Origin of the sequence: Aeromonas sanarellii (genome assembly GCF_000820085.1) — a bacterium.
GTDB lineage: Bacteria > Pseudomonadota > Gammaproteobacteria > Enterobacterales > Aeromonadaceae > Aeromonas > Aeromonas sanarellii.
The window spans coordinates 14550-38414 of sequence record NZ_CDBN01000004.1 but is presented as its reverse complement, the minus strand read 5'-3'; the positions used below and the strand labels follow the sequence as shown (position 1 = coordinate 38414).

General features: G+C 61.7%; 18 protein-coding genes. 11 read left to right on the top strand and 7 right to left on the bottom strand.

Going from position 1 to position 23865, the window contains the following annotated elements; translation table 11 throughout:
* Positions 1–27 precede the first annotated feature (27 nt).
* The 4 genes from nrdB to ubiG all read right to left on the bottom strand — a co-directional run bounded on the left by nrdB (position 28) and on the right by ubiG (position 5477).
* Complete coding sequence (gene nrdB / locus BN1132_RS00900) at positions 28–1161, bottom strand: class Ia ribonucleoside-diphosphate reductase subunit beta (RefSeq protein ID WP_042074206.1); 1134 nt, start codon at positions 1159–1161, stop codon at positions 28–30.
* Positions 1162–1240: 79 nt separating this feature from the next.
* Positions 1241–3508, bottom strand: coding sequence for a class 1a ribonucleoside-diphosphate reductase subunit alpha (gene nrdA, locus BN1132_RS00895; RefSeq protein WP_042074205.1), 2268 nt, complete (start codon positions 3506–3508; stop codon positions 1241–1243).
* 566 nt (positions 3509–4074) lie between these two features.
* Complete coding sequence (locus BN1132_RS00890; RefSeq protein WP_042074204.1) at positions 4075–4761, bottom strand: HAD family hydrolase; 687 nt, start codon at positions 4759–4761, stop codon at positions 4075–4077.
* Positions 4761–5477 (bottom strand): bifunctional 2-polyprenyl-6-hydroxyphenol methylase/3-demethylubiquinol 3-O-methyltransferase UbiG, encoded by a 717-nt coding sequence (gene ubiG / locus BN1132_RS00885; protein ID WP_042074203.1) that lies wholly within the window; start codon positions 5475–5477, stop codon positions 4761–4763. Before ubiG ends, BN1132_RS00890 begins: the two co-directional genes overlap by 1 nt.
* A gap of 199 nt (positions 5478–5676) precedes the next feature.
* Here ubiG and gyrA point away from each other — a divergent pair, with 199 nt between their 5' ends.
* Positions 5677–8424 (top strand): DNA topoisomerase (ATP-hydrolyzing) subunit A, encoded by a 2748-nt coding sequence (gene gyrA / locus BN1132_RS00880; protein WP_042074202.1) that lies wholly within the window; start codon positions 5677–5679, stop codon positions 8422–8424.
* Positions 8425–8506: 82 nt separating this feature from the next.
* Here the strand turns inward: gyrA and BN1132_RS00875 are convergent, their stop codons facing one another.
* Positions 8507–9904 carry an alpha-amylase family protein gene (locus BN1132_RS00875; protein ID WP_042074201.1) on the bottom strand — a complete coding sequence of 466 codons (1398 nt, stop codon included), beginning with the start codon at positions 9902–9904 and terminating at the stop codon, positions 8507–8509.
* A gap of 296 nt (positions 9905–10200) precedes the next feature.
* Between BN1132_RS00875 and BN1132_RS20095 the strand changes: the two genes are divergently transcribed.
* Positions 10201–10356, top strand: a complete 156-nt coding sequence (locus tag BN1132_RS20095; protein ID WP_167335691.1) for a hypothetical protein — start codon at positions 10201–10203, stop codon at positions 10354–10356.
* Positions 10357–10387: 31 nt separating this feature from the next.
* Here BN1132_RS20095 and BN1132_RS00870 read toward each other — a convergent pair whose 3' ends face one another.
* Positions 10388–11443, bottom strand: a complete 1056-nt coding sequence (locus BN1132_RS00870; RefSeq protein WP_042074200.1) for a PA0069 family radical SAM protein — start codon at positions 11441–11443, stop codon at positions 10388–10390.
* A gap of 166 nt (positions 11444–11609) precedes the next feature.
* Between BN1132_RS00870 and BN1132_RS00865 the strand changes: the two genes are divergently transcribed.
* On the top strand, positions 11610–12200 hold the full coding sequence (locus BN1132_RS00865) for a tetratricopeptide repeat protein (RefSeq protein ID WP_042074198.1): 591 nt from the start codon (positions 11610–11612) through the stop codon (positions 12198–12200).
* A gap of 4 nt (positions 12201–12204) precedes the next feature.
* Here BN1132_RS00865 and BN1132_RS00860 read toward each other — a convergent pair whose 3' ends face one another.
* Complete coding sequence (locus BN1132_RS00860) at positions 12205–12417, bottom strand: hypothetical protein (RefSeq protein ID WP_042074197.1); 213 nt, start codon at positions 12415–12417, stop codon at positions 12205–12207.
* A 341-nt stretch (positions 12418–12758) separates the two neighbouring features.
* On the opposite strand from BN1132_RS00860, the gene thrS reads away from it, so the two are divergent.
* The 8 genes from thrS (at position 12759) to BN1132_RS00820 (ending at position 23864) form a co-directional block, all read left to right on the top strand.
* Entirely contained in the window at positions 12759–14687 is a 1929-nt protein-coding gene (gene thrS / locus BN1132_RS00855; protein ID WP_042074195.1) for a threonine--tRNA ligase, read from the top strand.
* Positions 14688–14690: 3 nt separating this feature from the next.
* Complete coding sequence (infC, locus tag BN1132_RS00850) at positions 14691–15239, top strand: translation initiation factor IF-3 (protein WP_042026159.1); 549 nt, start codon at positions 14691–14693, stop codon at positions 15237–15239.
* Between the two features lie 86 nt (positions 15240–15325).
* Positions 15326–15523 (top strand): 50S ribosomal protein L35, encoded by a 198-nt coding sequence (rpmI, locus tag BN1132_RS00845; RefSeq protein WP_005300673.1) that lies wholly within the window; start codon positions 15326–15328, stop codon positions 15521–15523.
* Between the two features lie 15 nt (positions 15524–15538).
* On the top strand, positions 15539–15895 hold the full coding sequence (gene rplT / locus BN1132_RS00840) for a 50S ribosomal protein L20 (RefSeq protein WP_010674800.1): 357 nt from the start codon (positions 15539–15541) through the stop codon (positions 15893–15895).
* A 310-nt stretch (positions 15896–16205) separates the two neighbouring features.
* On the top strand, positions 16206–17189 hold the full coding sequence (gene pheS / locus BN1132_RS00835) for a phenylalanine--tRNA ligase subunit alpha (RefSeq protein WP_042074194.1): 984 nt from the start codon (positions 16206–16208) through the stop codon (positions 17187–17189).
* Positions 17190–17201: 12 nt separating this feature from the next.
* Positions 17202–19589 carry a phenylalanine--tRNA ligase subunit beta gene (pheT, locus tag BN1132_RS00830; protein WP_042074193.1) on the top strand — a complete coding sequence of 796 codons (2388 nt, stop codon included), beginning with the start codon at positions 17202–17204 and terminating at the stop codon, positions 19587–19589.
* Between the two features lie 3 nt (positions 19590–19592).
* Positions 19593–19889, top strand: a complete 297-nt coding sequence (gene ihfA, locus BN1132_RS00825) for an integration host factor subunit alpha (protein ID WP_005300715.1) — start codon at positions 19593–19595, stop codon at positions 19887–19889.
* Positions 19890–19943: 54 nt separating this feature from the next.
* Positions 19944–23864 (top strand): ATP-binding protein, encoded by a 3921-nt coding sequence (locus BN1132_RS00820; protein WP_042074224.1) that lies wholly within the window; start codon positions 19944–19946, stop codon positions 23862–23864.
* The last annotated feature ends 1 nt before the right edge of the window (position 23865 follow it).

The window sequence follows — 23865 nt, the reverse complement described above, 5'->3', positions numbered from 1 at the left end:
ACCTGGCCTGCATCCCGGCGTCCGTGATCACAGCTCGAAGTCACCCAGATCGTCGGCGTGCACTTCGCTGTCGATCTGACCCACCAGATAGGAACTCACCTCCACCTCCTGGGGCGCCACCTGCACGTTGTCGGACGACAGCCAGGTGTTGATCCAGGGGATGGGGTTCTGCTTGGTGCCTGCGAAGGCCGGCTGCAGGCCGACGGCCGCCATGCGCAGGTTGGTGATGTATTCCACGTACTGGCAGAGGATGTCCTTGTTCAGGCCGATCATGGAGCCGTCCTGGAACAGGTACTCGGCCCACTCCTTCTCCTGCAGGGCCGCTTCCTTGAAGATCTCGAAGCAGGCCTGCTCGCACTCGACGGCGATCTCCGCCATCTCGGGATCGTCGTTGCCGCTGCGCATCAGGTTCAGCATGTGCTGCGTCCCGGTCAGGTGCAGGGCCTCGTCGCGGGCGATCATCTTGATGATCTTGGCGTTGCCCTCCATCAGCTCGCGCTCGGCGAAGGCAAAGGAACAGGCGAAGCTCACGTAGAAGCGGATCGCCTCCAGCGCATTCACGCTCATCAAGCACAGATAGAGCTTCTTCTTGAGATCCCGCAGGGTGATGGAGACCTCGCGATCCCCCACCCGGTGGGTCCCTTCGCCGTGCAGGTGGTAGACGGAGGTGGCCTCGATGAGATCGTCATAGAAGTGGCTGATGGAGCCGGCGCGCTTGAGGATCTGCTCGTTGGTCACGATGTCGTCGAACACCTGGCCCGGGTTGTTGACGATGTTGCGGATGATGTGGGTGTAGGAGCGAGAGTGGATGGTCTCGGAGAAGGCCCAGGTCTCGATCCAGGTCTCCAGCTCCGGGATGGAGACCAGGGGCAGCAGGGCCACGTTGGGACTGCGGCCCTGGATGGAGTCCAGCAGGGTCTGGTACTTCAGGTTGGAGATGAAGATGTGCTGCTCATGGGGGGGCAGGGCCTGGAAGTCGATGCGGTCGTGGGAGACATCCACCTCTTCCGGGCGCCAGAAGAAGGAGAGCTGCTTCTCGATCAGCCGCTCGAAGATGTCGTGCTTTTGCTGATCATAACGGGCCACGTTGACCGACTGGCCGAAGAACATCGGCTCCTTGAGCTGATCGTTTTGGGTCTGGCAAAAAGTTGAATAGGCCATGGTTCGAATGTCGTGAAATAGGGGAAACAGGAAGGCGGGAGCTTGATGCTCCCGCCCGGTTCATCGGATCGTTTCGCGGTTAGATCTTGCAGGCCCCGCCGGCACAACCGTCATCCTGCAGATCGGTCTGGGTGTCGTCGGCCCCGTCGCGGGTGTTGTGATAGTAGAGGGTCTTGAGGCCGTATTTGTAGGCGGTCAGCAAGTCCTTGAGCAGCTGCTTCATCGGCACCTTGTTGCCTTCGAAACGGGCCGGATCATAGTTGGTGTTGGCGGAGATCGCCTGATCCACGAACTTCTGCATGATGCCGACCAACTGCAGGTAACCGTCGACGCTCGGCTGCTTCCACAGCAGCTCGTACTGATCCTTGAGGCGGTGGTACTCGGGCACCACCTGCTTGAGGATGCCGTCCTTGGAGGCTTTCACCGACACCAGGCCGCGCGGCGGCTCGATGCCGTTGGTAGCGTTGGAGATCTGGCTGGAGGTCTCGCTCGGCATCAGGGCGGTCAGGGTGGAGTTGCGCAGACCCACGATGCGGATCTCTTCGCGCAGCGCTTCCCAGTCGAGGTGCAGGGGCTCGTTGCACAGGGCGTCCAGATCCTTCTTGTAGGTATCGATGGGCAGGATCCCCTGGGCATAGGTGGTCTCGTTGAACGCCGGGCAGGGGCCGAACTCGCGGGCCAGCTGCACGGACGCCTTCAGCAGGTAGTACTGGATCGCCTCGAAGGTGCGGTGGGTCAGGGCCAGACCGGAACCGTCGGAGTAGCGGGCACCGTTCTTCGCCAGGTAGTAGGCGTAGTTGATGACACCTATCCCCAGGGTGCGGCGGTTCATGCTGCCCTTCATCGCGGCCTTGAGCGGGTAGTCCTGATAGTCGAGCAGGGCATCCAGGGCGCGCACGGCGAGATCCGCCATCTCTTCCAGATCTTCCAGCTTCTCGATGGCGCCGAGGTTGAAGGCAGACAGCGTACAGAGCGCGATCTCGCCATCCTCGTCATCCACGTTGTTGAGCGGCTTGGTGGGCAGCGCGATCTCGAGGCAGAGGTTGGATTGGCGCACTGGTGCCACGCTCGGATCGAACGGGCTGTGGGTGTTGCAGTGATCCACGTTCTGGATGTAGATGCGACCGGTACCGGCACGCTCCTGCATCATCAGGGAGAAGAGGTCCACCGCCTTCAGGGTCTTCTTGCGAATGGCCGGATCCTGCTCGTACTTGACGTAGAGCTCTTCGAACTTGTCCTGGTCCGCGAAGAAGGCGTCATAGAGGCCTGGTGCATCGGACGGGGAGAACAGGGTAATGTCGCCGCCCTTGATGAGGCGCTGATACATCAGCTTGTTGATCTGCACGCCGTAGTCCATGTGACGGACCCGGTTCTCTTCCACGCCGCGGTTGTTCTTTAGCACCAGCAGGCTCTCCACCTCGGTGTGCCACAGGGGGTAGAAGAGGGTGGCCGCACCGCCGCGCACGCCGCCCTGGGAGCAGCACTTCACCGCAGTCTGGAAGTACTTGTAGAAGGGGATGCAGCCGGTGTGGAAGGCTTCGCCGCCACGGATGGGGCTGCCCAGACCCCGGATGCGGCCGGCGTTGATGCCGATGCCGGCACGCTGGGAGACGTAGCGCACGATGGCACTGGCGGTCGCGTTGATGGAGTCCAGGCTGTCGTCGCACTCGATCAGCACGCAGGAGCTGAACTGGCGGGTCGGGGTGCGCACGCCGCTCATGATGGGGGTCGGCAGGGAGATCTTGAAGGTCGAGACCGCATCATAGAAGCGCTTGATGTAGTCCAAACGGGTATCTTTCGGATACTTGGAGAAGAGGCAGGCCGCCACCAGGATGTAGAGGAACTGCGGGCTCTCGTAAATTTCGCCGGTGACGCGGTTCTGCACCAGGTACTTGCCTTCCAGCTGCTTGACCGCCGCGTAGGAGAAGTCCATGTCGCGCCAGTGGTCGATGTGGGCGTTCAGCTCCTCGAACTCAGCCTGGCTGTAGTCTTCCAGCAGGTGCTTGTCGTACTTGCCCATGTCTACCAGACGAGCCACGTGCTGGTAGAGGTGGGGCGGCTCGAACTGGCCGTAGGCCTTCTTGCGCAGGTGGAAGATGGCTAGGCGGGCGGCCATGTACTGGTAGTCCGGGCTCTGTTCGGAGATGAGGTCAGCAGCAGCCTTGATGATGGTCTCGTGGATGTCGGCGGTACGGATGCCGTCATAGAACTGGATGTGGGACTTGAGCTCCACCTGGGAGACCGACACGTTGTCGAGCTTCTCGGCGGCCCAGTCGAGCACGCGGTGGATCTTGTCCAGATCGATGGGTTCTTTGTGTCCGTTACGCTTCGTCACAAACAAGTTCATTGGCTGATGACCCCTTTAGTTGATGCCTGGCGGCATCGGTGGATTCCCGAAAAACCATCGCGCGACGCTCCCGACGGACCAATCCTGGCGACGGGGTAGGGGCGTAATGCGCGATGAATCACAAGATATAGTGTTATTTTGAATGCGAACTACAAGATAGTGAGGTCGGCACGGCATTGCAATCTGTGGATAACGCAATTGCTGTGGATAAATTGTGGGTGTCGGGAGTGGAGTTAGTGGACGCTCACAGCGAACGGGTTTTCATGCGTCCGATCCGGCAAATGCAAGTCCGGCGATCGAAGATGGAAAATTAAAATAACTTTTTTTGCTTGCGAAAGCGGGGTGTTTTTACTAGCAAATTCAGTCTGGTTATCCCTTGCGCAGACAGGGTCAAAAGGTGTCCTGTCCCCCTCTCTGGAGGCTTGCCAAACCGTGAAAAAGAGGGATCGTTTGAGATCCCTCTCTCATTTGGCACGCCGGGCCGTCAGGCATGAATGGTGCTCATATGGACATTGATGATCCCAAAAGCTGCCCGGGCAATCCATCTATAAGACGGCGAGGCGAACTCAGCCCAGTTCGTAGCGCAGCCAGTGGTGCAGGGCCTGCACCGTATCGAAGTGCAAGTCAGCGCCCCAAAGGGCGGGATCCTCGTCGCCGTGCAGATAACCCCAGCCCGCCACCGCGGTGCGCATGCCGGCGTTGCGGCCCGCCTCGATGTCCCGCACATGATCCCCCACATAGAGGCAGTGCGCCGCGTCCACCCCGAGCCGCTCGCAGGCAAAGAACATGGGGGCGGGGTCGGGCTTGCGCACCGGCAGGGTGTCGGCGCTGACGGTGACGCCGCAGTTGGCGAGTGCCGGCAGGGCGGCCAAGAGCGGCTCGGTGAGAAAGCCCGGCTTGTTGGTGACGATGCCCCAGGGCATCTTCCGTTCGTCGAGCCATTCGATGAGATCCACCATGCCGTCATAGGGGCGGGTGCCGACGCAGAGGTTGGCCGCGTAATGGTCGAGCAGGGCGGTGCGAAGGCGAGTGGCCCCCAGCTCCTCGAGCAGTTCGTCGCCAAGACCGGCCCTGAGCAGCCCCAGGGCCCCGTGGGAGGTGGTCTGACGGATGATGTCGTCGGAGAGCGGCGCAAAACCTTCGCTGACCAGCACGTGGTTGACGGCGGCGCCGAGGTCCGGCGCCGTGTCGAGCAGGGTGCCGTCGAGATCGAACAGCACGCAGCGAAGGGGCATCGGGTGGGGTACGCTCATCAGCCTTGCTCCGGGCGCTCGAAAGCCACCATGTAGTTGACGTCGACGTTGGCACCGAGCTTGAAGCGGTTGGAGAGCGGCGCATAGTGCACGCCGCTCATGTCCCGCACCAGCAGGTCTGCCGCCTCACCCATGCGGCACAGCTCCGCCGGGGTGATGAACTTCTTGTGATCGTGGGTGCCCTTGGGGACCATCTTCATCAAGTATTCGGCGCCGAGGATCATCATCAGATAGGCCTTGGGGTTGCGGTTGATGGTGGAGACGAACACCTTGCCCCCCGGTCGTACCAGGGTGGCGATGGCGCGCAGCACCGAGGCCGGGTCCGGCACGTGCTCCAGCATCTCCATGCAGGTGACTACGTCATACTGGCCGGGAGCCTCATCGGCGTGGGCTTCGGCGGTGATCTGGCGATACTCGAGCTCCACCCCCTGCTCCAGAGCGTGCAGGCGGGCGACGCCGAGGGGCTCCTTGCCCATGTCGATGCCGGTGACCTTGGCACCACGGCGGGCCATGCTCTCGGAGAGGATGCCGCCACCGCAGCCGATGTCGAGCACGCGCTTGCCGAACAGGCCGCCGCTCTTGTCGGTGATCCAGTCAAGGCGCACCGGATTGATCTGGTGCAGCGGCTTGAATTCGCCCTCCATGTCCCACCAGCGGGAGGCGATGGCTTCGAATTTGGCGATTTCTGTCAGATCGACATTGGCGTCACTGTGCATTTTTTGATGATCCTGTGGCAGGGCGCACGGCTTGGAGTCTGGTGCGCAATCTATTGTCCTGGCGGGCATTATAACGGACGGACTTTGTCACACCAGCCCGACTTGTTACCGGATTTGTGGCTTAAGGTATTTGGCTCAGTGTGTTACCATGTCGCGCTGTTTAAGCCAAAGAACAACTAATTAGGGATTAAGGCTTTCTATGAGCGATCTGGCCAGAGAGATCACGCCGGTCAACATCGAAGAAGAGCTCAAGAGTTCCTATCTGGATTACGCCATGAGCGTGATCGTAGGACGAGCTCTACCGGATGTGCGTGATGGCTTGAAACCGGTTCACCGCCGCGTTCTGTATGCAATGAACGAGCTGGGGAACGACTGGAACAAGCCCTATAAAAAATCGGCCCGTGTGGTCGGTGACGTAATCGGTAAATATCACCCCCACGGCGACAGTGCCGTGTATGACACCATCGTCCGCATGGCGCAGGATTTCTCCATGCGTTACATGCTGGTCGACGGTCAGGGCAACTTCGGTTCGGTGGACGGCGACAACGCCGCGGCCATGCGTTACACCGAAGTGCGGATGGCGCGCATCTCCCACGAGCTGCTGGCCGATCTGGACAAAGAGACCGTGGACTGGGTGCCGAACTACGACGGCACCGAGATGATCCCGGCGGTCATGCCCACCAAGGTCCCCACCCTGCTGGTCAACGGCTCCTCCGGTATCGCGGTGGGCATGGCGACCAACATCCCGCCTCACAACCTCACCGAGATAGTCAACGGCTGTCTGGCGCTGATCGAGAATGGCGACCTCACCATCGACGAGCTGATGACCCATGTCACCGGCCCGGATTTCCCCACAGGTGGCATCATCAACGGCCGTTCCGGCATCGTGCAGGCGTACCGTACCGGTCGCGGCTCCGTCTATGTGCGGGCCAAGGCCGAGGTGGAGGTGGACGAGAAGAGCGGTCGCGAGACCATCATCGTCCACGAGATCCCCTATCAGGTGAACAAGGCGCGGCTCATCGAGAAGATCGCCGAGCTGGTCAAAGAGAAGAAGATCGAGGGCATTAGCGCCCTGCGCGACGAGTCCGACAAGGACGGCATGCGCATCGTCATCGAGATCAAGCGCGGCGAGTCCGGCGAGATTGTGCTGAACAATCTCTACAAGCACACCCAGATGCAGACCACGTTCGGCATCAACATGGTGGCGCTGGACAACAACCAGCCCAAGGTGATGAACCTCAAGGAGATCCTGGATGCCTTCCTGCTGCACCGCCGCGAGGTGGTGACCCGCAGGACAGTGTTCGAACTGCGCAAGGCGCGGGATCGGGCCCACATCCTGGAAGGGTTGGCGGTGGCCCTGGCCAACATCGACCCCATCATCGAGCTCATTCGCCACAGCGCGACCCCGGCGGATGCGAAAGTGGCGCTGGTGGCCAAGGGCTGGGCGCTCGGCAACGTGGCCGCCATGCTGGAGAAAGCCGGCGACGACGCGGCCCGCCCCGAGTGGCTGGAGCCGGAGTTCGGCATCCGTGAAGGGCAGTACTTCCTGACCGAGATCCAGGCCCAGGCCATCCTCGACCTGCGTCTGCACAAGCTGACCGGCCTCGAGCACGAGAAGATCCTGGAAGAGTACCAGTCTCTGCTGGATCTCATTGCCGAGCTGTTGCACATCCTGGCAAGCCCGGAGCGCCTGATGGAAGTGATCCGTGACGAACTGCTGGCCGTGCGCGAGCAGTACGGCGACGAGCGTCGCACCGAGATCAGCATGTCCAGCGCCGAGATCAACATCGAAGATCTGATCACCCCGGAAGACGTGGTGGTGACCCTGTCTCACCAGGGCTATGTGAAGTATCAGCCGCTCTCCGACTACGAGGCCCAGCGCCGCGGTGGTCGTGGCAAGTCGGCCACCCGGATCAAGGAAGAGGACTTCGTGGAGCGTCTGCTGGTGGCCAACACCCACGACACCATCCTGTGCTTCTCCACCCGTGGCAAGGTCTACTGGCTCAAGGTCTATCAGCTGCCGGAGGCGTCCCGTGGCGCCCGTGGCCGTCCGATCATCAACCTGCTGCCGCTGGAAGAGGGTGAGCGCATCACCGCCATCCTGCCGGTGAAGGAATATGAGGCCGACAAGTACGTCTTCTTCGCCACCGCCAACGGCACCGTGAAGAAGACCAGCCTGTCCGACTTCAGCCGTCCGCTCTCCTCCGGCATTCGCGCCATCAACCTCAAAGAGGGGGATGAGTTGATCGGGGTGGACATCACCGACGGCAGCAACGAGATCATGCTGTTCTCCGATGCGGGCAAGGTTGTTCGCTTCGCGGAAGGCAGTGGCCGCGCCGATGCGGATGCCAGCGACGAAGTCGAGGCCGACGACGATGCCGGCAACGACGATGACGGCAGCGACAACGGCGAAGGCACCGAGAGCAAGGGCACCTTCAAGGGCGTGCGTCCCATGGGCCGTACCGCCGCCGGTGTGCGCGGCATCAAGCTGGGCGCCGGTGACAAGGTAGTCTCCCTCATCGTGCCGCGCGGGGTCGGCGCCATCCTCACCGCCACCGAGAACGGCTACGGCAAGCGCACCGCGCTGGACGAGTACCCGACCAAGAGCCGTGGTACCCAGGGTGTCATCTCCATCAAGGTGGACTCACGCAATGGCAAGGTGATCGATGCGATCCAGGTGGAAGATACCGACCAGATCATGCTGATCACCAACGGCGGTACCCTGGTGCGTACCCGGGTGTCCGAGGTGAGCGTCATCGGCCGCAATACCGGCGGCGTGCGTCTGATCCGTACCGGTGAAGATGAGACCGTGGTCGGCCTGCAGCGCGTTGCCGAGAGTGACGAAGAGGAAACCGAGACCCTGGCCGTCGAGGGGGAGGTGTCCGAAGGCACCGATACCGCGGCTGACACGGGATCCGTCGATGCAGGGGAGGCGGGCGACGAGTAATCGTACCCCCTGACCAGAAAAAAGAGCGACCTTCACGGTCGCTCTTTTGTTTTCTATCTGGCTCGGCGTTACCAGCCCACTGTCACTCCTGCAGCCACATTCTGGCGCCGCGGGCCGGGATGGTCAGCCTTACCCACTGGCTCTGCACGTTGACCACGGCATTCTGGTCGAGCACATCCCGGTAGTTGCGATACCAGTTCATCTCGAATCTGGCGGTATCGAGCCAGTACTCCTGCTCGTAGTCGCACTTGTTGATGCCGACCAGACCCTGCTTGCCACGCTTGAACAGCACGAAGCAGTCGTTACTGCCGATGAGCTGCATCGGTTGACCCTGCACTGTGTTATGGAAGCGGATCATCCCTTTGAGATCGGTGCGCAGATAGTAGTCCTGCCAGCGCAATCCGTCCTTGTCCCTGGTTTCACCGTGATCGGAGTAGACCAGAGGCGAACCGCCATCACGACCGAGCAGGTAGGCATAGGCCAGTCTCTCGTCGGTCTGGTTGAGGATCTGGTAGCGGAAACCGTCGTTGGTGGGGATATCGTGGGTGATGGCGAAGGTGACGGCGCGGCTACCCGGCAGTGCCTGACCATAGGCACCGGGATCGGCCAGCAGGTTCATGCTGCCGCCGTAGCCCAGCGCTCCACGCAGGGAGGCGAAGAGCGGGAAGTCGTAGGCCCCCTGGCCGCTGCTGTCGAGGTAGGGTTTGAGGAAGTTCTCATAGTCGCTGTTGCCGGCGCCCCCCGTGGTGATCACCTCGCCAAAGACGTGCATCCCCTGTTTGATCTCGGGGGTGAACACGGCGTTGATCTGGTAATCGCTCATGTGCTTGACCGCATCGACCCGAAAACCCTTGATCCCCATCCCCTTGAGCGCCTGCAGGTAAGCCTGTTGCTGACTCACCACCCAGTTGTTGGGGTCCAGATCCGGCAGCCCCTTGTCACCCGCCCCGCCGCACAGTCGCCAGTACTGGACATGGCCCGGATTGTTCCAGTCGGTGATGCACCCCTCCGGATGAAAATCCTGGCCGGCGAGGAAGTTCTGCCCCAGATCGCCAAAGAGCTTCTGGCGTTCAAAGTAGGCCGGATTGCCGGCGTAGCTTTGCAGCAGCTCGCTGCCGGGGTAGTTGAGGTCGCTGCGCTTCCAGCTTTCGTTGGCCATGTGGTTGAGCACCACGTCCGCGTAGACGGCAATGCCTCGGGTCTGCATCGCGGCGATCAGCTGCTCCAGATCCTGCTTGTTGCCAAGGGGGGTGTCGACCAGGCGCAGATCCTGGGGCTGGTAACGAGCCCACCACTCGTCGCCCGAGGACTTCAGAGGCGGTGAGATGAGCACCTGCTTGTAGCCGGCAGCCTTGATGAGATCGGCCTTGGCAGTGACTTCACTGTATTTCCAGTTGAAGGCGTGCAGTATGACATCGGCATGCGCCAAGGGGGCGATCAGCATACCTGCGATCGCCAGCATTCCCGCTGTGTGTTTCATTGTTATGTCCCTGTCTTGTTGTTGTGACTCTGCCTGAAATGGGCGGCTCAGCTTTGGCACAACCAGGAACACTCGCAATCGAATTCCGGTCGATTTGTGATGAATTTCAAGGTGAATTCGCTGAAGTTGTGAGTGGTTTCAGGTTTCAATGACGCTGACCCATAGGCTGTCAGGGCCGTACCATTTGGTCATTTGTCTGTCACTCGGGTGTCATGGCTGAGGGTTATCTTGCTCGGCGAGCGGTGCCTCCTGCATCGCCTTCAGCGTGGATCACATCGAGCGAACGGGAGTGGCATATGACCAGTTGGATAACCTGGGAGATCTGGTGGAGCAGGGTATGGGGCGAAGCCGAGCCGTCAGCCTGTGGCGAAGAGTGGCTGGAAGTGGCCCATGAACCGTCGAGGCTGCCCGCCGAGCTGCTGGAGCAGGGCAGGGACGAGCGCACTCGATGAGATCACTCGTTACTGCCGGGGTTAGCCGCTCCTAGAAGAGCGTCAACTGCTCGCCGGGGCGGATGAAGGCATCCTGGCGCAACTGAACGTGGCGCTTGCCAAGCCCGAGCCGCTTGCTGATGAGCCGAAAACGCTGGGCCAGCAGATCGGCAAATTGCCCTTCACCTCGCATGCGGCTGCCAAAGGTGGCGCTGTTGAGTGCGCCGCCCCGGCTTGCCCGCAGCTGGTTGAGGATCGCCTCTTTCTGGCCGGGATAGTGCGTATCGAGCCAGTCGCAAAAGAGGGTGGTGAGCTCGTGGGGCAATCGCAGCAAGATGTAATCCGCACAGCCCGCCCCGGCGTCGACGGCGGCCTTGATGATCTGTTCCAGTTCAGGCTCGTTGAGCCTGGGGATCATGGGGGCGGCGAGCACGCCGACCGGCACACCGGCCTTGGCCAGTCGTTCGATCACCTTGATCCGCCCAACCCCCGTGCTGGCCCTGGGCTCCAACTGCCGCCTGAGCGTCTCGTTCAAGGTGGTGACCGACACCATCACCTGGCATAGCCCGGCTTTGGCCAACTCGGCCAGTAGGTCCAGATCCCGCAATATCATGACGCTCTTGGTGATGATCCCCACCGGGTGGCGGTGTGCCAGCATCACTTCCAGCAGAGCACGGGTCAGGCGGTAGCGATGCTCGATGGGCTGGTAGGGATCGGTGTTGGCTCCCAGCACTATGGTCTGTGGCTGGTAGCTCGGCTTGGCAAACTCCCGGCGCAGCAGTTCGGCGGCGTTGAGCTTGGCGAACAGCCTGGTTTCGAAATCCAGACCGGGAGAGAGCTCCAGATAGGCGTGGCTGGGCCTTGCGTAGCAGTAGATGCAGCCGTGCTCGCACCCCTGATAGGGGTTGATGGAGCGGCCAAACGGGACATCGGGAGAGTTGTTGTAGCTGATGATGCTGCGAGCAGTTATCTCCCGCACCTCGGTACGGGGATCGCTGGCGGCGAATGCCGCTTCCCACTCGGTTTGGGCCCAGCCATCATCGACCGCTTCGACGAGCGGACCGCTGAAGCGGTGATCGACATTGTGGGAGCTGCCTCGTCCTGCCATCTCATCAAATCCAGATACTGTTCATACATACAGTTATTCTGAGGCGTGGCACCTCAAACTGCAAGTCCGGGCCCGTGTAAAGGGGTCGGGCTGGATATCTCCCGCTTGATCTGCTGCTACATTTCGTTTACATAGACGAAATGCGAACTGGATCACGGAAATCATCATGCAACCCACCACCTCCCGCTGGCTCTTCATCGCCATCATCGCCCTGGTCATCTGGCGTCTGATCCCGCTCTCCACCGAGCAGGAGCTGGCGGCGGCCAACCGTGCCTGGCGCAGCGGCCATTTCGATGAGGCGACCCGGATCTGGCAGCCGCTGGCGGACCAGGGCGAGCCACGAGCGCAGGCGCTGATGGGCTGGAGCCACGAGGTGGGGCAGGGGAGCGAGCAGGACATGGGCCAGGCCATCCGTCTCTACCGCCAGTCAGCCGAGGCGGGGGATGCCTTCGGCCAATACCGGTTGGCAGAGGTTTATCTGCGCGGCGCCGGTGTGACGCGGGATCTGCGCGAGGCGTTTCACTGGATGGAGCTGGCGGCTCGCAACGGCGATGTGCCCGCCATGTTGAAGGTGGGAGTGCTTCACCTGGTGGGGGCCAATGGCCGTGTCGACCTGGCCGAGGCCAAGCAGTGGCTCTATCAGGCCTCGCAAAAGGGTAACAGGCTGGCATTGCAGGTATTGCAGGAACTGGCGCTGGCCGAGGAGGGACGCAGCGCCTTCGATTTCAACGGACAGTCCTTCCTGAATGCCGGCTAACAGGTCAGCGGCTGGCGGTGACCTTGCCGGGCGTCACGTCGGTGACATAAAGCGTACTGCGATCGGTGCTGTGCACTATGCTGCATACCTCCCGTTTGCTGCCGTCGCTCAGGATCACCAGCTCCCCGATATGAACGGGGCAGTGTGTCGTCAACAGGTGGTCCGGGTGGATGATCTTCTCTGCATGCTCCGGAAACGAAATGTCATAGGTGTACATCTTGCTCTCCTTGCTCGGGCTGACGCCTCACTGGAAACCTAGCACAGGGCGCGGCGTTGCGGGTCGGGCATCGTCAGGGCACCATCCGGCAACCGGCGCCTGTCATGGCCGATGGTATGCAAAATCGCCAAGACAACTTGTCTGAGTTGTCGCGTCTGATACAATCCTCCGCTGTACCTGTCAATCGAGCGCCATGCACAGTCTGCGTCTGTGTGCCACGGCGTGTAGCAACCGCATTGTGAGCGGTGAAACACAAAGGTGAATAGTGCTCGATATAAAAGGACATCTCTATTTCACATGTGCCCTTTGGTAGGGGGCACCACTGTATAAGGAAACACCGAATGCCAATCATTACTCTGCCTGACGGCAGCCAACGTCAATTCCCCCACGCCGTTTCCGTCATGGACGTCGCCGCAGACATCGGTCCCGGCCTCGCCAAGGCGTGCATTGCCGGCCGGGTGAACGGTGAACTGGTGGATGCTTGCGAGCTGATCGAGGCCGATGCCTCCCTAGCCATCATCACCGCCAAAGACGAAGAAGGTCTGGATATCCTGCGCCATTCCTGTGCCCACCTGCTGGGTCACGCCATCAAGCAACTCTGGCCCCAGACCAAGATGGCCATCGGTCCCGTCATCGACAACGGTTTCTACTACGACGTCGACCTCGACCGCACCCTGACCGAGGAAGATCTGGCTGCCCTGGAAGAGCGCATGCTGGCGCTGGCCGCCAAGGATTACGACGTCGTCAAGAAGAAGGTCTCCTGGCAGGAAGCGCGCGACGTGTTCGAAGCCCGTGGCGAGACCTACAAGGTCGAGATCCTGGATCAGAATATTGCCCGTGATGATCAGCCAGGTCTCTATCATCACGAAGAGTACATCGACATGTGCCGCGGCCCGCACGTGCCCAACATGCGTCACTGCCACCACTTCAAGCTGCAGAAGATGTCCGGCGCCTACTGGCGCGGTGACTCCAACAACAAGATGCTGCAGCGCATCTACGGTACCGCCTGGGCCGACAAGAAGCAGCTCAAGGCCTATCTGCAGCGCCTCGAAGAGGCCGCCAAGCGCGACCACCGCAAGATCGGCAAGCAGCTCGACCTGTATCACATGCAGGAAGAAGCGCCGGGCATGGTGTTCTGGCACAACGACGGCTGGACCATCTTCCGCGAGCTGGAAACCTTCATCCGTGGCAAGCTCAAGGAGTACGACTATCAGGAGGTGAAAGGCCCCTTCATGATGGACCGCGTGCTGTGGGAGCGTTCTGGTCACTGGGAGAAATATGCCCAGGCCATGTTCACCACCCAGTCCGAGAACCGCGAGTACGCCATCAAGCCGATGAACTGCCCGGGTCACGTGCAGATCTTCAACCAGGGTCTGAAATCCTACCGGGATCTGCCGCTGCGCATGGCCGAATTCGGCTCCTGCCACCGCAACGAGCCGTCCGGTTCCCTGCACGGCCTGATGCGGGTGCGCGGCTTCACCCAGGATGACGCCCACATCTTCTGTACCGAAGAGCAGATCATGGAAGAGGTGTCTGCGTGCATCCGCATGGTCTACGACGTCTACGGTACCTTCGGCTTCGAGAACATAGTGGTCAAGCTTTCCACCCGTCCCGAGCAGCGCATCGGTTCCGACGAAGCCTGGGATCGCGCCGAGGCCGCCCTGGCCGAAGCGCTGGAGCTGAACGGTCTGAAGTTCGACCTGCAGCCGGGCGAGGGGGCCTTCTACGGTCCCAAGATCGAGTTCACCCTGCACGATTGCCTTGATCGTGCCTGGCAGTGTGGTACCGTGCAGCTCGACTTTGCCCTGCCGGGTCGTCTCGGCGCCACCTACGTGGGCGAAGACAACGAGCGCCACGTGCCCGTGATGATCCACCGCGCCATTTTGGGCTCGCTGGAACGCTTCATCGGGATCCTGACCGAAGAGTACGCCGGCTTCTTCCCGACCTGGCTGGCTCCCACTCAGGCGGTGGTGATGAATATCACGGATAACCAGGCCGATTATGCAGTGAAAGTGGCCAAAGCATTGAATGATGCGGGACTTCGCGCAAAAGCGGACTTGAGAAATGAGAAGATTGGCTTTAAAATCCGCGAGCATACTTTGAAGCGAGTGCCCTTCATGCTGGTCTGCGGCGATAAAGAAGTAGAAGCCGGCAAGATTGCAGTGCGTACTCGTAAAGGGGCTGACCTGGGCTCTTATCCTGTTGAAGAGTTGATTGCTCTGTTGACCCAGGAAGTTCAGACCCGCGGACAAAAGAAAGTGGAGGAATAAGCTATAAAAGGCGGAAAAAAACTGGGCAAGCAACCGCAAGCCCGCGCTCACCGGATCAATGAAGAGATCCGTCTGAAAGAAGTTCGTTTGGCTGGTCTGGATGGCGAAGCCCTTGGCATCGTTTCCATTCAGGAAGCACTGAACTTGGCCGCTGAGGCCGAAGTGGATCTGGTCGAGATCAGTCCGAACGCTGAGCCGCCCGTTTGCCGGATCATGGATTACGGCAAATTCCTCTACGAAAAGAGCAAGACCACCAAAGAACAGAAGAAGAAGCAGAAAGTCGTCCAGGTCAAGGAAATCAAATTCCGTCCTGGCACCGACGAAGGCGACTATCAGGTAAAACTACGCAACCTGGTTCGCTTTCTGGAAGACGGGGACAAGGCGAAGGTCACCCTGCGCTTCCGTGGTCGTGAAATGGCCCACCAGGATCTTGGTATCAAGGTTCTGGAGCGAGTCAAGAACGATCTGGAAGAGCTGGCCGTAGTCGAATCGTTCCCGAAAGTCGAAGGCCGTCAAGCTGTGATGGTCCTCGCACCCAAGAAGAAATCTTAAGGCCCACAAGAAATTGACTCATGGGGCTTGCTCCATGAGTTGGTTCGCCTTGCGATTTTGTTGTCACTCACAATGCGGAGTATGAAATGCCGAAGATGAAAACCAACCGGGGCGCCGCAAAGCGCTTCAAGAAGACTGGCTCAGGTCGCTTCAAGTGCAAGCACAACCACCTGCGTCACATCCTGACCAAGAAGAGCAGCAAGCGTAAGCGTCAGCTGGGACCGAAGTTCTTTGTTTCCGCTGCCGACCACAAACGTGTTGTCGCTTGTCTGCCGTACGCATAAGGGGGGATGTGAAAAATGCCAAGAGTTAAACGTGGTGTGACCGCTCGTGCTCGTCACAAGAAAGTAATGAAAGCCGCCAAGGGTTACTACGGCGCCCGTTCCCGTGTCTACCGCGTAGCGGTACAAGCGGTAACCAAAGCTGGTCAGTATGCCTACCGTGACCGTCGCCAGAAGAAGCGTCAGTTCCGTCAGCTGTGGATTGCGCGTATCAACGCCGCAGCCCGTCAGAACGGCCTGTCCTACAGCCGTCTGATCGACGGTCTGAAGAAGGCTTCCATCGAGATCGATCGCAAGATCCTGTCCGATATCGCCGTTCACGACAAGCTGGCTTTCACCGCCCTGGTTGAAAAGGCCAAAGCAGCTCTGGTTTAATCCGGTTCTGTTTTATAGATGATAAAAAGGAGGCTCAGGCCTCCTTTTTTGTTGCCTGCTGTTTTATGACGGCCAGGTAGCCAGCCTGATCAAGAGACGCGGCATTCGTCATATGCCAACAAACTAATATTGATCACCATATCGACATACAGTGAGGCAGCACTTGGGGCTCACTTGATATAACAAAATGATTTGCAGGGAGAAAAGCCCACCATAACTATGGTCAGCGAAGGGGCTTTTTTTGTATTATTCCCCTCTTGACCTTATTTAGCCTAAAGGCTCCTGTACCGGGAGTGGTGACGAGGAAGACATGCAACAGCTTGAAGAAGTAGTCGGCCAAGCCAGGGCCGAAATTGAGGGCGTGAGCGACATCGCCGCCCTCGACGAAATCCGGGTCAAATATCTGGGTAAAAAAGGCTTTTTTACCGAGCAGATGAAGGGCCTGGGAGCCCTGTCTGCCGAAGAGCGTCCCGCCGCGGGCGCCGTGATCAACCAGGCCAAACAGCAGGTTCAGGATGCCCTGAACGAGCGTCGTGAAGCGCTCGAAGTCGCCGTGCTCAACCAGAAGCTGGCTGCAGAGACCATAGACGTCAGCCTGCCGGGCCGCCGCATCGAGAATGGCGGTCTGCACCCGGTGACCCGCACCATAGAGCGCATCGAGCGCCTGTTTGGCGAGATGGGCTTCAAGGTTGCCCGTGGTCCCGAGATTGAAGATGGCTTCCACAACTTCGATGCGCTGAACATCCCGGTTCACCACCCGGCCCGCACCGATCACGACACCTTCTACTTCAATCCTGATCTGATGCTGCGTACCCACACCTCCGGTGTGCAGATCCGCACCATGGAACATCAGCAGCCGCCGATCCGCATCATAGCGCCGGGCCGCGTCTATCGTAACGACTACGACATGACCCATACCCCCATGTTCCACCAGGTCGAAGGCCTGCTGGTCGACGAGCATGCCAGCTTCACCGAGCTCAAGGGGATCCTGCACGACTTCCTGCGCAACTACTTCGAGGAAGACCTGACCATCCGCTTCCGTCCCTCCTACTTCCCGTTCACCGAGCCGAGCGCCGAAGTGGACGTGATGGGCAAGAACGGCAAGTGGCTGGAAGTGCTCGGCTGCGGCATGGTACACCCGAACGTGCTGCGTTCGGTCGGCATCGATCCGGAAAAATACTCCGGCTTTGCCTTCGGCATGGGCGTCGAGCGCCTGACCATGCTGCGTTACGGGGTCAACGACCTGCGTGCCTTCTTTGAAAACGACCTGCGCTTCCTCAAGCAGTTCAAGTAAGGGCGAGAGAACATGAAATTCAGTAAATCCTGGGTGATGGAGTGGGTCCGCACCGAGTTGAGTGACAACGCACTGGCCGAGCAGATCACCATGGCCGGTCTGGAAGTGGACGCCGTGGAAGCGGTGGCCGGCCAGTTCAACAACGTGGTGGTGGGTGAAGTGGTCGAGTGCGCCCAGCACCCGGACGCCGACAAGCTGCGGGTGACCAAGGTCAACGTGGGCGAGGCCGAGCTGCTGGACATCGTCTGCGGCGCGCCGAACTGCCGTCAGGGCCTCAAAGTGTGCGTGGCCAAGGTCGGGGCGACCCTGCCGGGCGATTTCACCATCAAGAAAGCCAAGCTGCGTGGCCAGCCGTCTCATGGCATGCTCTGCTCCTTCAGCGAGCTGGGGATCGACGTCGAAGCCGATGGCATCATCGAGCTGCCACTTGACGCCCCCATCGGGACCGATATCCGCGACTACCTCGCGCTCAACGACGTCAGCATCGACGTGGATCTGACCCCGAACCGTGCCGACTGCCTCGGCATCGCGGGGCTCGCCCGCGAGATCGGCGTGCTCAACAGCGTGGACGTGGTCGAGCCGAGCTGGACGCCGGCTGTTACCACCATAGACGCCACCTTCCCGATCCGGGTCGAAGCGCCGGCCGATTGCCCCCGTTATCTGGGCCGCGTCATCAAGGGGCTGAACCTGCACGCCCAGAGCCCGCTCTGGATGCAGGAGAAGCTGCGCCGTGGCGGTATCCGTTCCATCGACGCCATCGTCGATATCACCAACTTCCTGCTGCTGGAATACGGTCAGCCGATGCACGCCTTCGACCTGGCGACGCTTGAAGGGGAACTGGTGGTGCGCCGCGCCAAGGCCGACGAACCCATGACCCTGCTCGATGGCAACGAGGTGAAGCTCAAAGAGACCACGCTCGTCATTGCCGATGCCCAGGGCCCTGCCTGCATGGCAGGTATCTTCGGCGGCGATCGCACCGGTGTCTCCGAGAGCACCACCGACATCCTGCTGGAGTGCGCCTTCTTCGCGCCGCTCTCCATCACCGGTCGTGCCCGTGCCTACGGTCTGCACACCGACTCCTCCCACCGCTTCGAGCGCGGGGTGGATCCCGAGCTGCAGGCCAAGGTGATGGACAGGGCCACCCGTCTGCTGCTGGATATCTGCGGCGGCGAAGCCGGTCCGGTCATCGAGGTCAAATCCGAGGCCCATCTGCCGAAGGCTACCCCCATCCGCTTGCGCCGCACCAAGCTCGACAAGGTGATCGGCATCAGCGTGGCGGATGCTCAGGTGGTCGAGATCCTGACTCGCCTTGGCATGCAGGTAACCGTTGAGGCTGACGGCTGGACCGCGCTGGCACCCTCCTGGCGTTTCGACATCGCCATCGAGGAAGACCTCATCGAGGAAGTGGCCCGGATCTACGGCTACAACAACATCCCGAACCTCAAACCTGCCGCATCGCTAGCGATGGTGGAGCAGGCCGAAGGGCAGGTGACCTTGAAGCGGGTGCGCGACCTGCTGGTTGACCGCGGCTTCCAGGAAGCGATCACCTACAGCTTCGTCGATCCCAAGGCTCAGCAGACTCTGTTCCCGCAGAGCGATGCCATCGTGCTGCCGAACCCGATCTCGGTCGAGATGTCCGCCATGCGCGTTTCTCTGTTCCCGGGTCTGGTACAGGCCGTGGTTTACAACCAGAACCGTCAGCAGCCGCGGGTGCGCCTGTTCGAGCAGGGCCTGCGCTTCATCAAGGACGAGAATGCCGAGAACGGTATCCGTCAGGAGCCCATGCTGGCCGGCATCATCACCGGCAACCAGGGTGACGAGCACTGGGACATCAAGAGCCGCGCAGCCGACTTCTTTGATCTGAAAGGGGATCTGGAAGCGGTGCTGGATCTGACTGCCGAAGGGGCCACCTTCACCTTCGAGCGTGCCGAGCACAGCGCCCTGCACCCGGGCCAGAGCGCGGCGATCCTGCGCAATAGCGCCGTGATCGGCCATATCGGCGTGATCCACCCGAGCCTCGAGAAGAAGCTGGGACTGAAGAGCCGGGCCGTGATGTTCGAGCTGGAGCTGGACAAGCTGACCCCGGCCAAGGTGCCGGTTGCGGCCGAAGTATCCCGCTTCCCGGCCAACCGCCGCGACATCGCCGTGGTGGTGGACAGACAGATCCTGGCAGGCGACGTTCTGGCAGTAATTAAAAAAGTTGGCGGAAATCAGTTAGTTGGAATAAACTTGTTCGACGTATACCAGGGTGCTGGTATGGCAGAGGACAAGAAGAGCCTGGCCATCAGTCTCGTGTTGCAAGACACCCAGCGCACCCTGGAGGAGAAAGAGATCGCCGAGACCGTAGACAATGTCGTGCGGGCCCTTGGTGAAGAGTTGAATGCATCCTTGAGGGATTGATCTATGGCGCTTACCAAAGCCGACATTGCAGAGCACCTGTTCACCCAGCTCGGGATGAGCAAGCGTGAAGCCAAAGATATGGTGGAAGCCTTCTTTGAGGAGATCAGACAAGCGCTTGAACGTGGTGAGCAAGTCAAGATTTCAGGCTTCGGTAACTTCGATCTTCGCGAGAAGAACCAGCGTCCCGGACGCAACCCCAAGACGGGGGAGGATATTCCCATCAGCGCCCGTCGCGTGGTGACCTTCCGGCCCGGCCAGAAGCTCAAGGCCAGGGTAGAAAATGTTGAACCCAACGAGTGACAAAAAGCCAGGCAACCGCCTGGCTTTTCCGTTTCGATGATAAAAATCCTGCTCCTGTCCGGCGCGCTGCTGGCCCTGCCACTGCGTGCCGCCATGCTTCCCCTGTCACCCGGTACCCAGGCCTATGCCGACTCGCTCACCGGGTTGACCTTCTGCTATCCCGCCCTGCAGCGCCCTCCCTATCTGGAAGAGCAGGGGGGGTTGCTCATCGATCAGGTGACGCGCCTGGCAGGACTGCTGCCGGTGCCGCTGCGCTTCGAGACCCTGCCCAGCTGGGCGGCGACCCTGCAGGCCCTGCAGGATGGGCGCTGCGATCTCGTTCCCCATGTGGGACCATTGCGGCATTCACCGTCCGGCATGGGGCTGAGCCGGGCCATGCTGGAGGCGGAGTCCGCCATTCTCTACCGGGGGGAGCTGGATAAGGCCAGGTTTCTGATGTCGCCCATCTGGCAAGCACAGGACATCCTGACGCGGCTCTATCCCCACGCATCCCAGCTGCAGCTGACCGAGGCGGAGAACTGGTACGGCGCCCTGGTGGCGGGGCGGGGCAGCGCCTACCTCGGCGACTATCTGCAACTGCGTTACCTGATGCGGGAGTACCCGGACGAGGGGCTCAGGCTGCGTCGCCTGCGCAGCGACGATCTGGTGATCAGCTACCGGCTGATGATGCGAGACAAGCCCGAGCTGCGCGAGTTGGTGGACACGGCGATCCGCTTCCTGCCGCCGGGCAGCCTCTATCGGGATCTGGGGCGTTACCTGCCCCAGAGCGAGCAGGATGTGAACCCCTTGCACTTCACCGACAAGGAGCAGGCCTGGCTCGTGGGCAAGGCCCACACCATCAGGGTGGTGGCGGATCCCGGCTTCATGCCCTACAGCGGCGTCAGCCAGCAGGGAGAGCTCATCGGCTGGAGTGCGGATGTCTTGCGGGAAGTGAGTCGGCAGACGGGGCTGCGCTTCGAGCTGGTGCCAGCCGCCAGCAAGGAGGAGGCGCTGGCCAAGCTGCGCAGCGGGGAGGCAGCCATGATGGCCGGCCTGCTGGAGTCTCCGGCGCTGGGGTCGGAGTTTGAATTCACCCGGGTGGTGGCGACCAGTCGCTACGCCCTGGTCAGCCGCAAGCAGGGGGCCCCCAGATCCCTGGCGGAGGTCAGCGGCAAGGTGATGGTCCCCAGGATGCTCTATGACACCAGCCTGCTAGCCCGCTTCGGCCAGCACGAGTGGGAAGTGACCGACAACCTGCTGCAAGGGCTGGCGGCGGTACAGCACGGCGATGCCCAGGCCATGCTGGCGGAGCTGTACCAGCTGCAGTATCCCCTTCGCAACAACCAGTTGAGTGACCTCGCCATCACTGAGCTGCCCCAGCGCTTTGGCCTCGGCTTTGCCATCCGGCCGGGCCAGTCCAGACTGGCGGGGGTGCTGGAGCAGAGCCTGATGACCATCAACGATCGCCAGGTGAACGAGCTGGATCAGCGCTGGCGGCGTCTCGTCCTGAACCAGCAGGAGGGGGTCAGCTACGGCTTCTGGCTCGGCTCCGTCATGCTGGCCCTGGTGATCAGCATGGCGGTGATCTGGCTGATCTGGCGCTCCCGCCAGCAGCTGGCCCAGGAGGCGCGGGAGCGCCAGAAGGCGGAGCAGGCGCTGGCGCTGGAGAGCAAGTTCCGGGAATCCCTCTTCCAGGCGCTGCCGGTCCCCGTGTTTCTTCGCAATGACAAAGGGGAGGTGATCAAGCGCAACAAGCGGGCCAAGCGGATGGAGGCGCGCTACGCCGCCGATCTGGTGCTGCCTGCTCCCCAGTTGCAGGGGGCGGAGGGGGAGCTGGCGCTGCACGAGCAGGTCTACTCCTATGCCCAGATCCCGCTGCGCCTGGGGCCGCAGGCCCCGGCCGGGGATCTCATCGCCCTCTCGGACATCAGCGCCCTGCGCGAGCGCACCCGGTTGCTGCGCCAGGCGGAGCGGCGCCTGCGGGCCCTGACCAATACGGTGCCCGGCGTAGTGCTGCAATTCACCCTGCTGGACGGGGCCATCACCCGGGTGGAGTTTGTGAGCCGCGGCAGCCACGAGCTGCTGGGGCTGGCCAGCCAGCAGATCCGGAGCAATCCCAACGAGACGCTCACTCGCATCTCTCGCCAGGACAGGCGCGAGATGCGGGCTCCCATGCTGACCATGTTGCAGGCGGGACGCCCCTTCTCCCATCTGCTGCGCTACCAGCACCCAGCCAAGGGGCTGCGCTGGCTGCAGTTCTCCGGCAGGGGACGTCGCCAGGGGGAGGGGTGGCGCGTCTACGGGGTGGTGCAGGATGTGACCAGCAGGGTGGAGCAGGAGCACTCCCTGCAGCTCTCCCACGAGCAGGCCCAGCAGGCCGTGCTCGCTAAGGGGCGTTTCCTGGCCGCCGTGAGCCACGAGATCCGCACCCCCATGAACGCCATGCTCGGCCTGCTGGAGTGGCTGGATCAGACCGAGCTCTCTGCCGAGCAGGCCTCGGTGCTGGCGCACGTCAGGCAGGCGGGCAACGAGTTGCTGGGGCTGCTCAACGACGTACTCGACTTCAGCCGCAACGAGACGCGCCAGCTGCGGCTCTCCTTGCAGCCCACGGATCTGGTGGAGCTGTGCGAACACGTGGCGGCGGTGCACTGGTCCAAGGCGCGCTCCCGGCATCTGCAGCTGCGCCTCAACCTGGATCCGGCGCTGCCCGCCCTGATGGAGCTCGATCCCCACCGGGTGCAGCAGGTGCTGCACAACCTGCTCTCCAACGCCATCAAGTTCAGCGAGCGGGGAGAAGTGGTGCTGTGGGCTCGCCGGCAGGGGGAGTGGATCTGGTGCGGCGTGGACGATCAGGGGCCCGGCATCAGCGCCGAGCTGCTGCCCCGGTTGTTCCAGCCCTTCGAGCAGGGGGAGGAGCCGGGACAGATCCGGGCCCAGGGCACGGGGCTCGGGCTCGCCATCTGTCGCCAGTTGATGGAGCAGATGGGCGGCGAGATCCGGGTCGAGCCCGTGGCCACCGGCGGCAGCCGCTTCATCTGTGTCTGGCCCCTCAGACAGGTGCAGGAGAAAGCGCCCTGGCAGCCCAGAGTCAAGCGGCTGTCCCTGCAACTGCCCCCCGAGGAGCAGGCCTACCTGCGTCCCTGGCTCGCCGAGCTGGGGGTCGCCGAGGATGGGATGGCCCCCGGCCTCGGCGTCCTGGTGGATGAGCGGGGACTGCGCGCCTGGTCCTGGCAGGGGGAGCCCTGGATCCCGGGCTCCGTGGTCAGCCTGCTGCAACCCAGGCTTGCCCAGGCGGGGGAGGAGATCAGGGATCTGCCGGGCGCCGGCCTGCGCGTGCTCCTGGTGGAAGATCACGAAGTGAACCGGGTGCTGATCAGCATGCAGCTCGGTCAGCTGGGGGCCCGGGTACTGAGCGCCGCCAACGGCCGCCTGGCCCTCGACATCCTGCGATCGGAGACGGTGGATCTGGTGCTGACCGATCTGCAGATGCCGGTGATGGACGGGGCCGAGCTGTGCAGGCAGCTGCGGACCTCGGCACACTGGCAGCATCTGCCGGTCTACGTGATCACCGCCGATCTCAGCGAGCAGGCGGCGCAGCGGCTCGCCGAGTGCGGCTGCCAGGGTCATCTGGACAAGCCCGTGCTGCTGAAGGAGCTGGCCATCCTGCTGCGCACCGTCTCCGGTCGCAACGGCGCTGAGGTGGCACAGGCTCCTCAGGCCATGCCCCTGTCCGCGCTGCTGAGCCCGGCCCTCATCGGAATTTACCTGACCTCGGTTCGCCAGGAGCTGGCGGACATTGAGCAGTGCCTCGCACAAGGGGACCCCCATGCCCTCAATGCGGCTTTACACAAGATGAAGGGGGCCGCCAAAATGGTGGGGGCCACCTCGCTGGTCCGGGTGATCGACCGTTGGCAGGAGGCCCCCGACCACCCCCTTGCAACTGAGTTGAGGCTGGCCGTGGAAGAGGTCTGTCGGCAACTGGGCGAAAGAGCATGAG

Bases quoted from the DNA above. Each gene is read 5' to 3' on its own strand.
- BN1132_RS00870 (WP_042074200.1), bottom strand. From the start codon at position 11,443: ATGGCAGGACGAGGCAGCTCCCACAATGTCGATCACCGCTTCAGCGGT.
- BN1132_RS00890 (WP_042074204.1), bottom strand. From the start codon at position 4,761: ATGAGCGTACCCCACCCGATGCCCCTTCGCTGCGTGCTGTTCGATCTC.
- BN1132_RS00860 (WP_042074197.1), bottom strand. From the start codon at position 12,417: ATGTACACCTATGACATTTCGTTTCCGGAGCATGCAGAGAAGATCATC.
- nrdB (WP_042074206.1), bottom strand. From the start codon at position 1,161: ATGGCCTATTCAACTTTTTGCCAGACCCAAAACGATCAGCTCAAGGAG.
- rplT (WP_010674800.1), top strand. From the start codon at position 15,539: ATGCCAAGAGTTAAACGTGGTGTGACCGCTCGTGCTCGTCACAAGAAA.
- ubiG (WP_042074203.1), bottom strand. From the start codon at position 5,477: ATGCACAGTGACGCCAATGTCGATCTGACAGAAATCGCCAAATTCGAA.
- nrdA (WP_042074205.1), bottom strand. From the start codon at position 3,508: ATGAACTTGTTTGTGACGAAGCGTAACGGACACAAAGAACCCATCGAT.
- ihfA (WP_005300715.1), top strand. From the start codon at position 19,593: ATGGCGCTTACCAAAGCCGACATTGCAGAGCACCTGTTCACCCAGCTC.
- pheS (WP_042074194.1), top strand. From the start codon at position 16,206: ATGCAACAGCTTGAAGAAGTAGTCGGCCAAGCCAGGGCCGAAATTGAG.
- thrS (WP_042074195.1), top strand. From the start codon at position 12,759: ATGCCAATCATTACTCTGCCTGACGGCAGCCAACGTCAATTCCCCCAC.
- rpmI (WP_005300673.1), top strand. From the start codon at position 15,326: ATGCCGAAGATGAAAACCAACCGGGGCGCCGCAAAGCGCTTCAAGAAG.
- BN1132_RS20095 (WP_167335691.1), top strand. From the start codon at position 10,201: ATGACCAGTTGGATAACCTGGGAGATCTGGTGGAGCAGGGTATGGGGC.
- BN1132_RS00875 (WP_042074201.1), bottom strand. From the start codon at position 9,904: ATGAAACACACAGCGGGAATGCTGGCGATCGCAGGTATGCTGATCGCC.
- gyrA (WP_042074202.1), top strand. From the start codon at position 5,677: ATGAGCGATCTGGCCAGAGAGATCACGCCGGTCAACATCGAAGAAGAG.
- BN1132_RS00865 (WP_042074198.1), top strand. From the start codon at position 11,610: ATGCAACCCACCACCTCCCGCTGGCTCTTCATCGCCATCATCGCCCTG.
- pheT (WP_042074193.1), top strand. From the start codon at position 17,202: ATGAAATTCAGTAAATCCTGGGTGATGGAGTGGGTCCGCACCGAGTTG.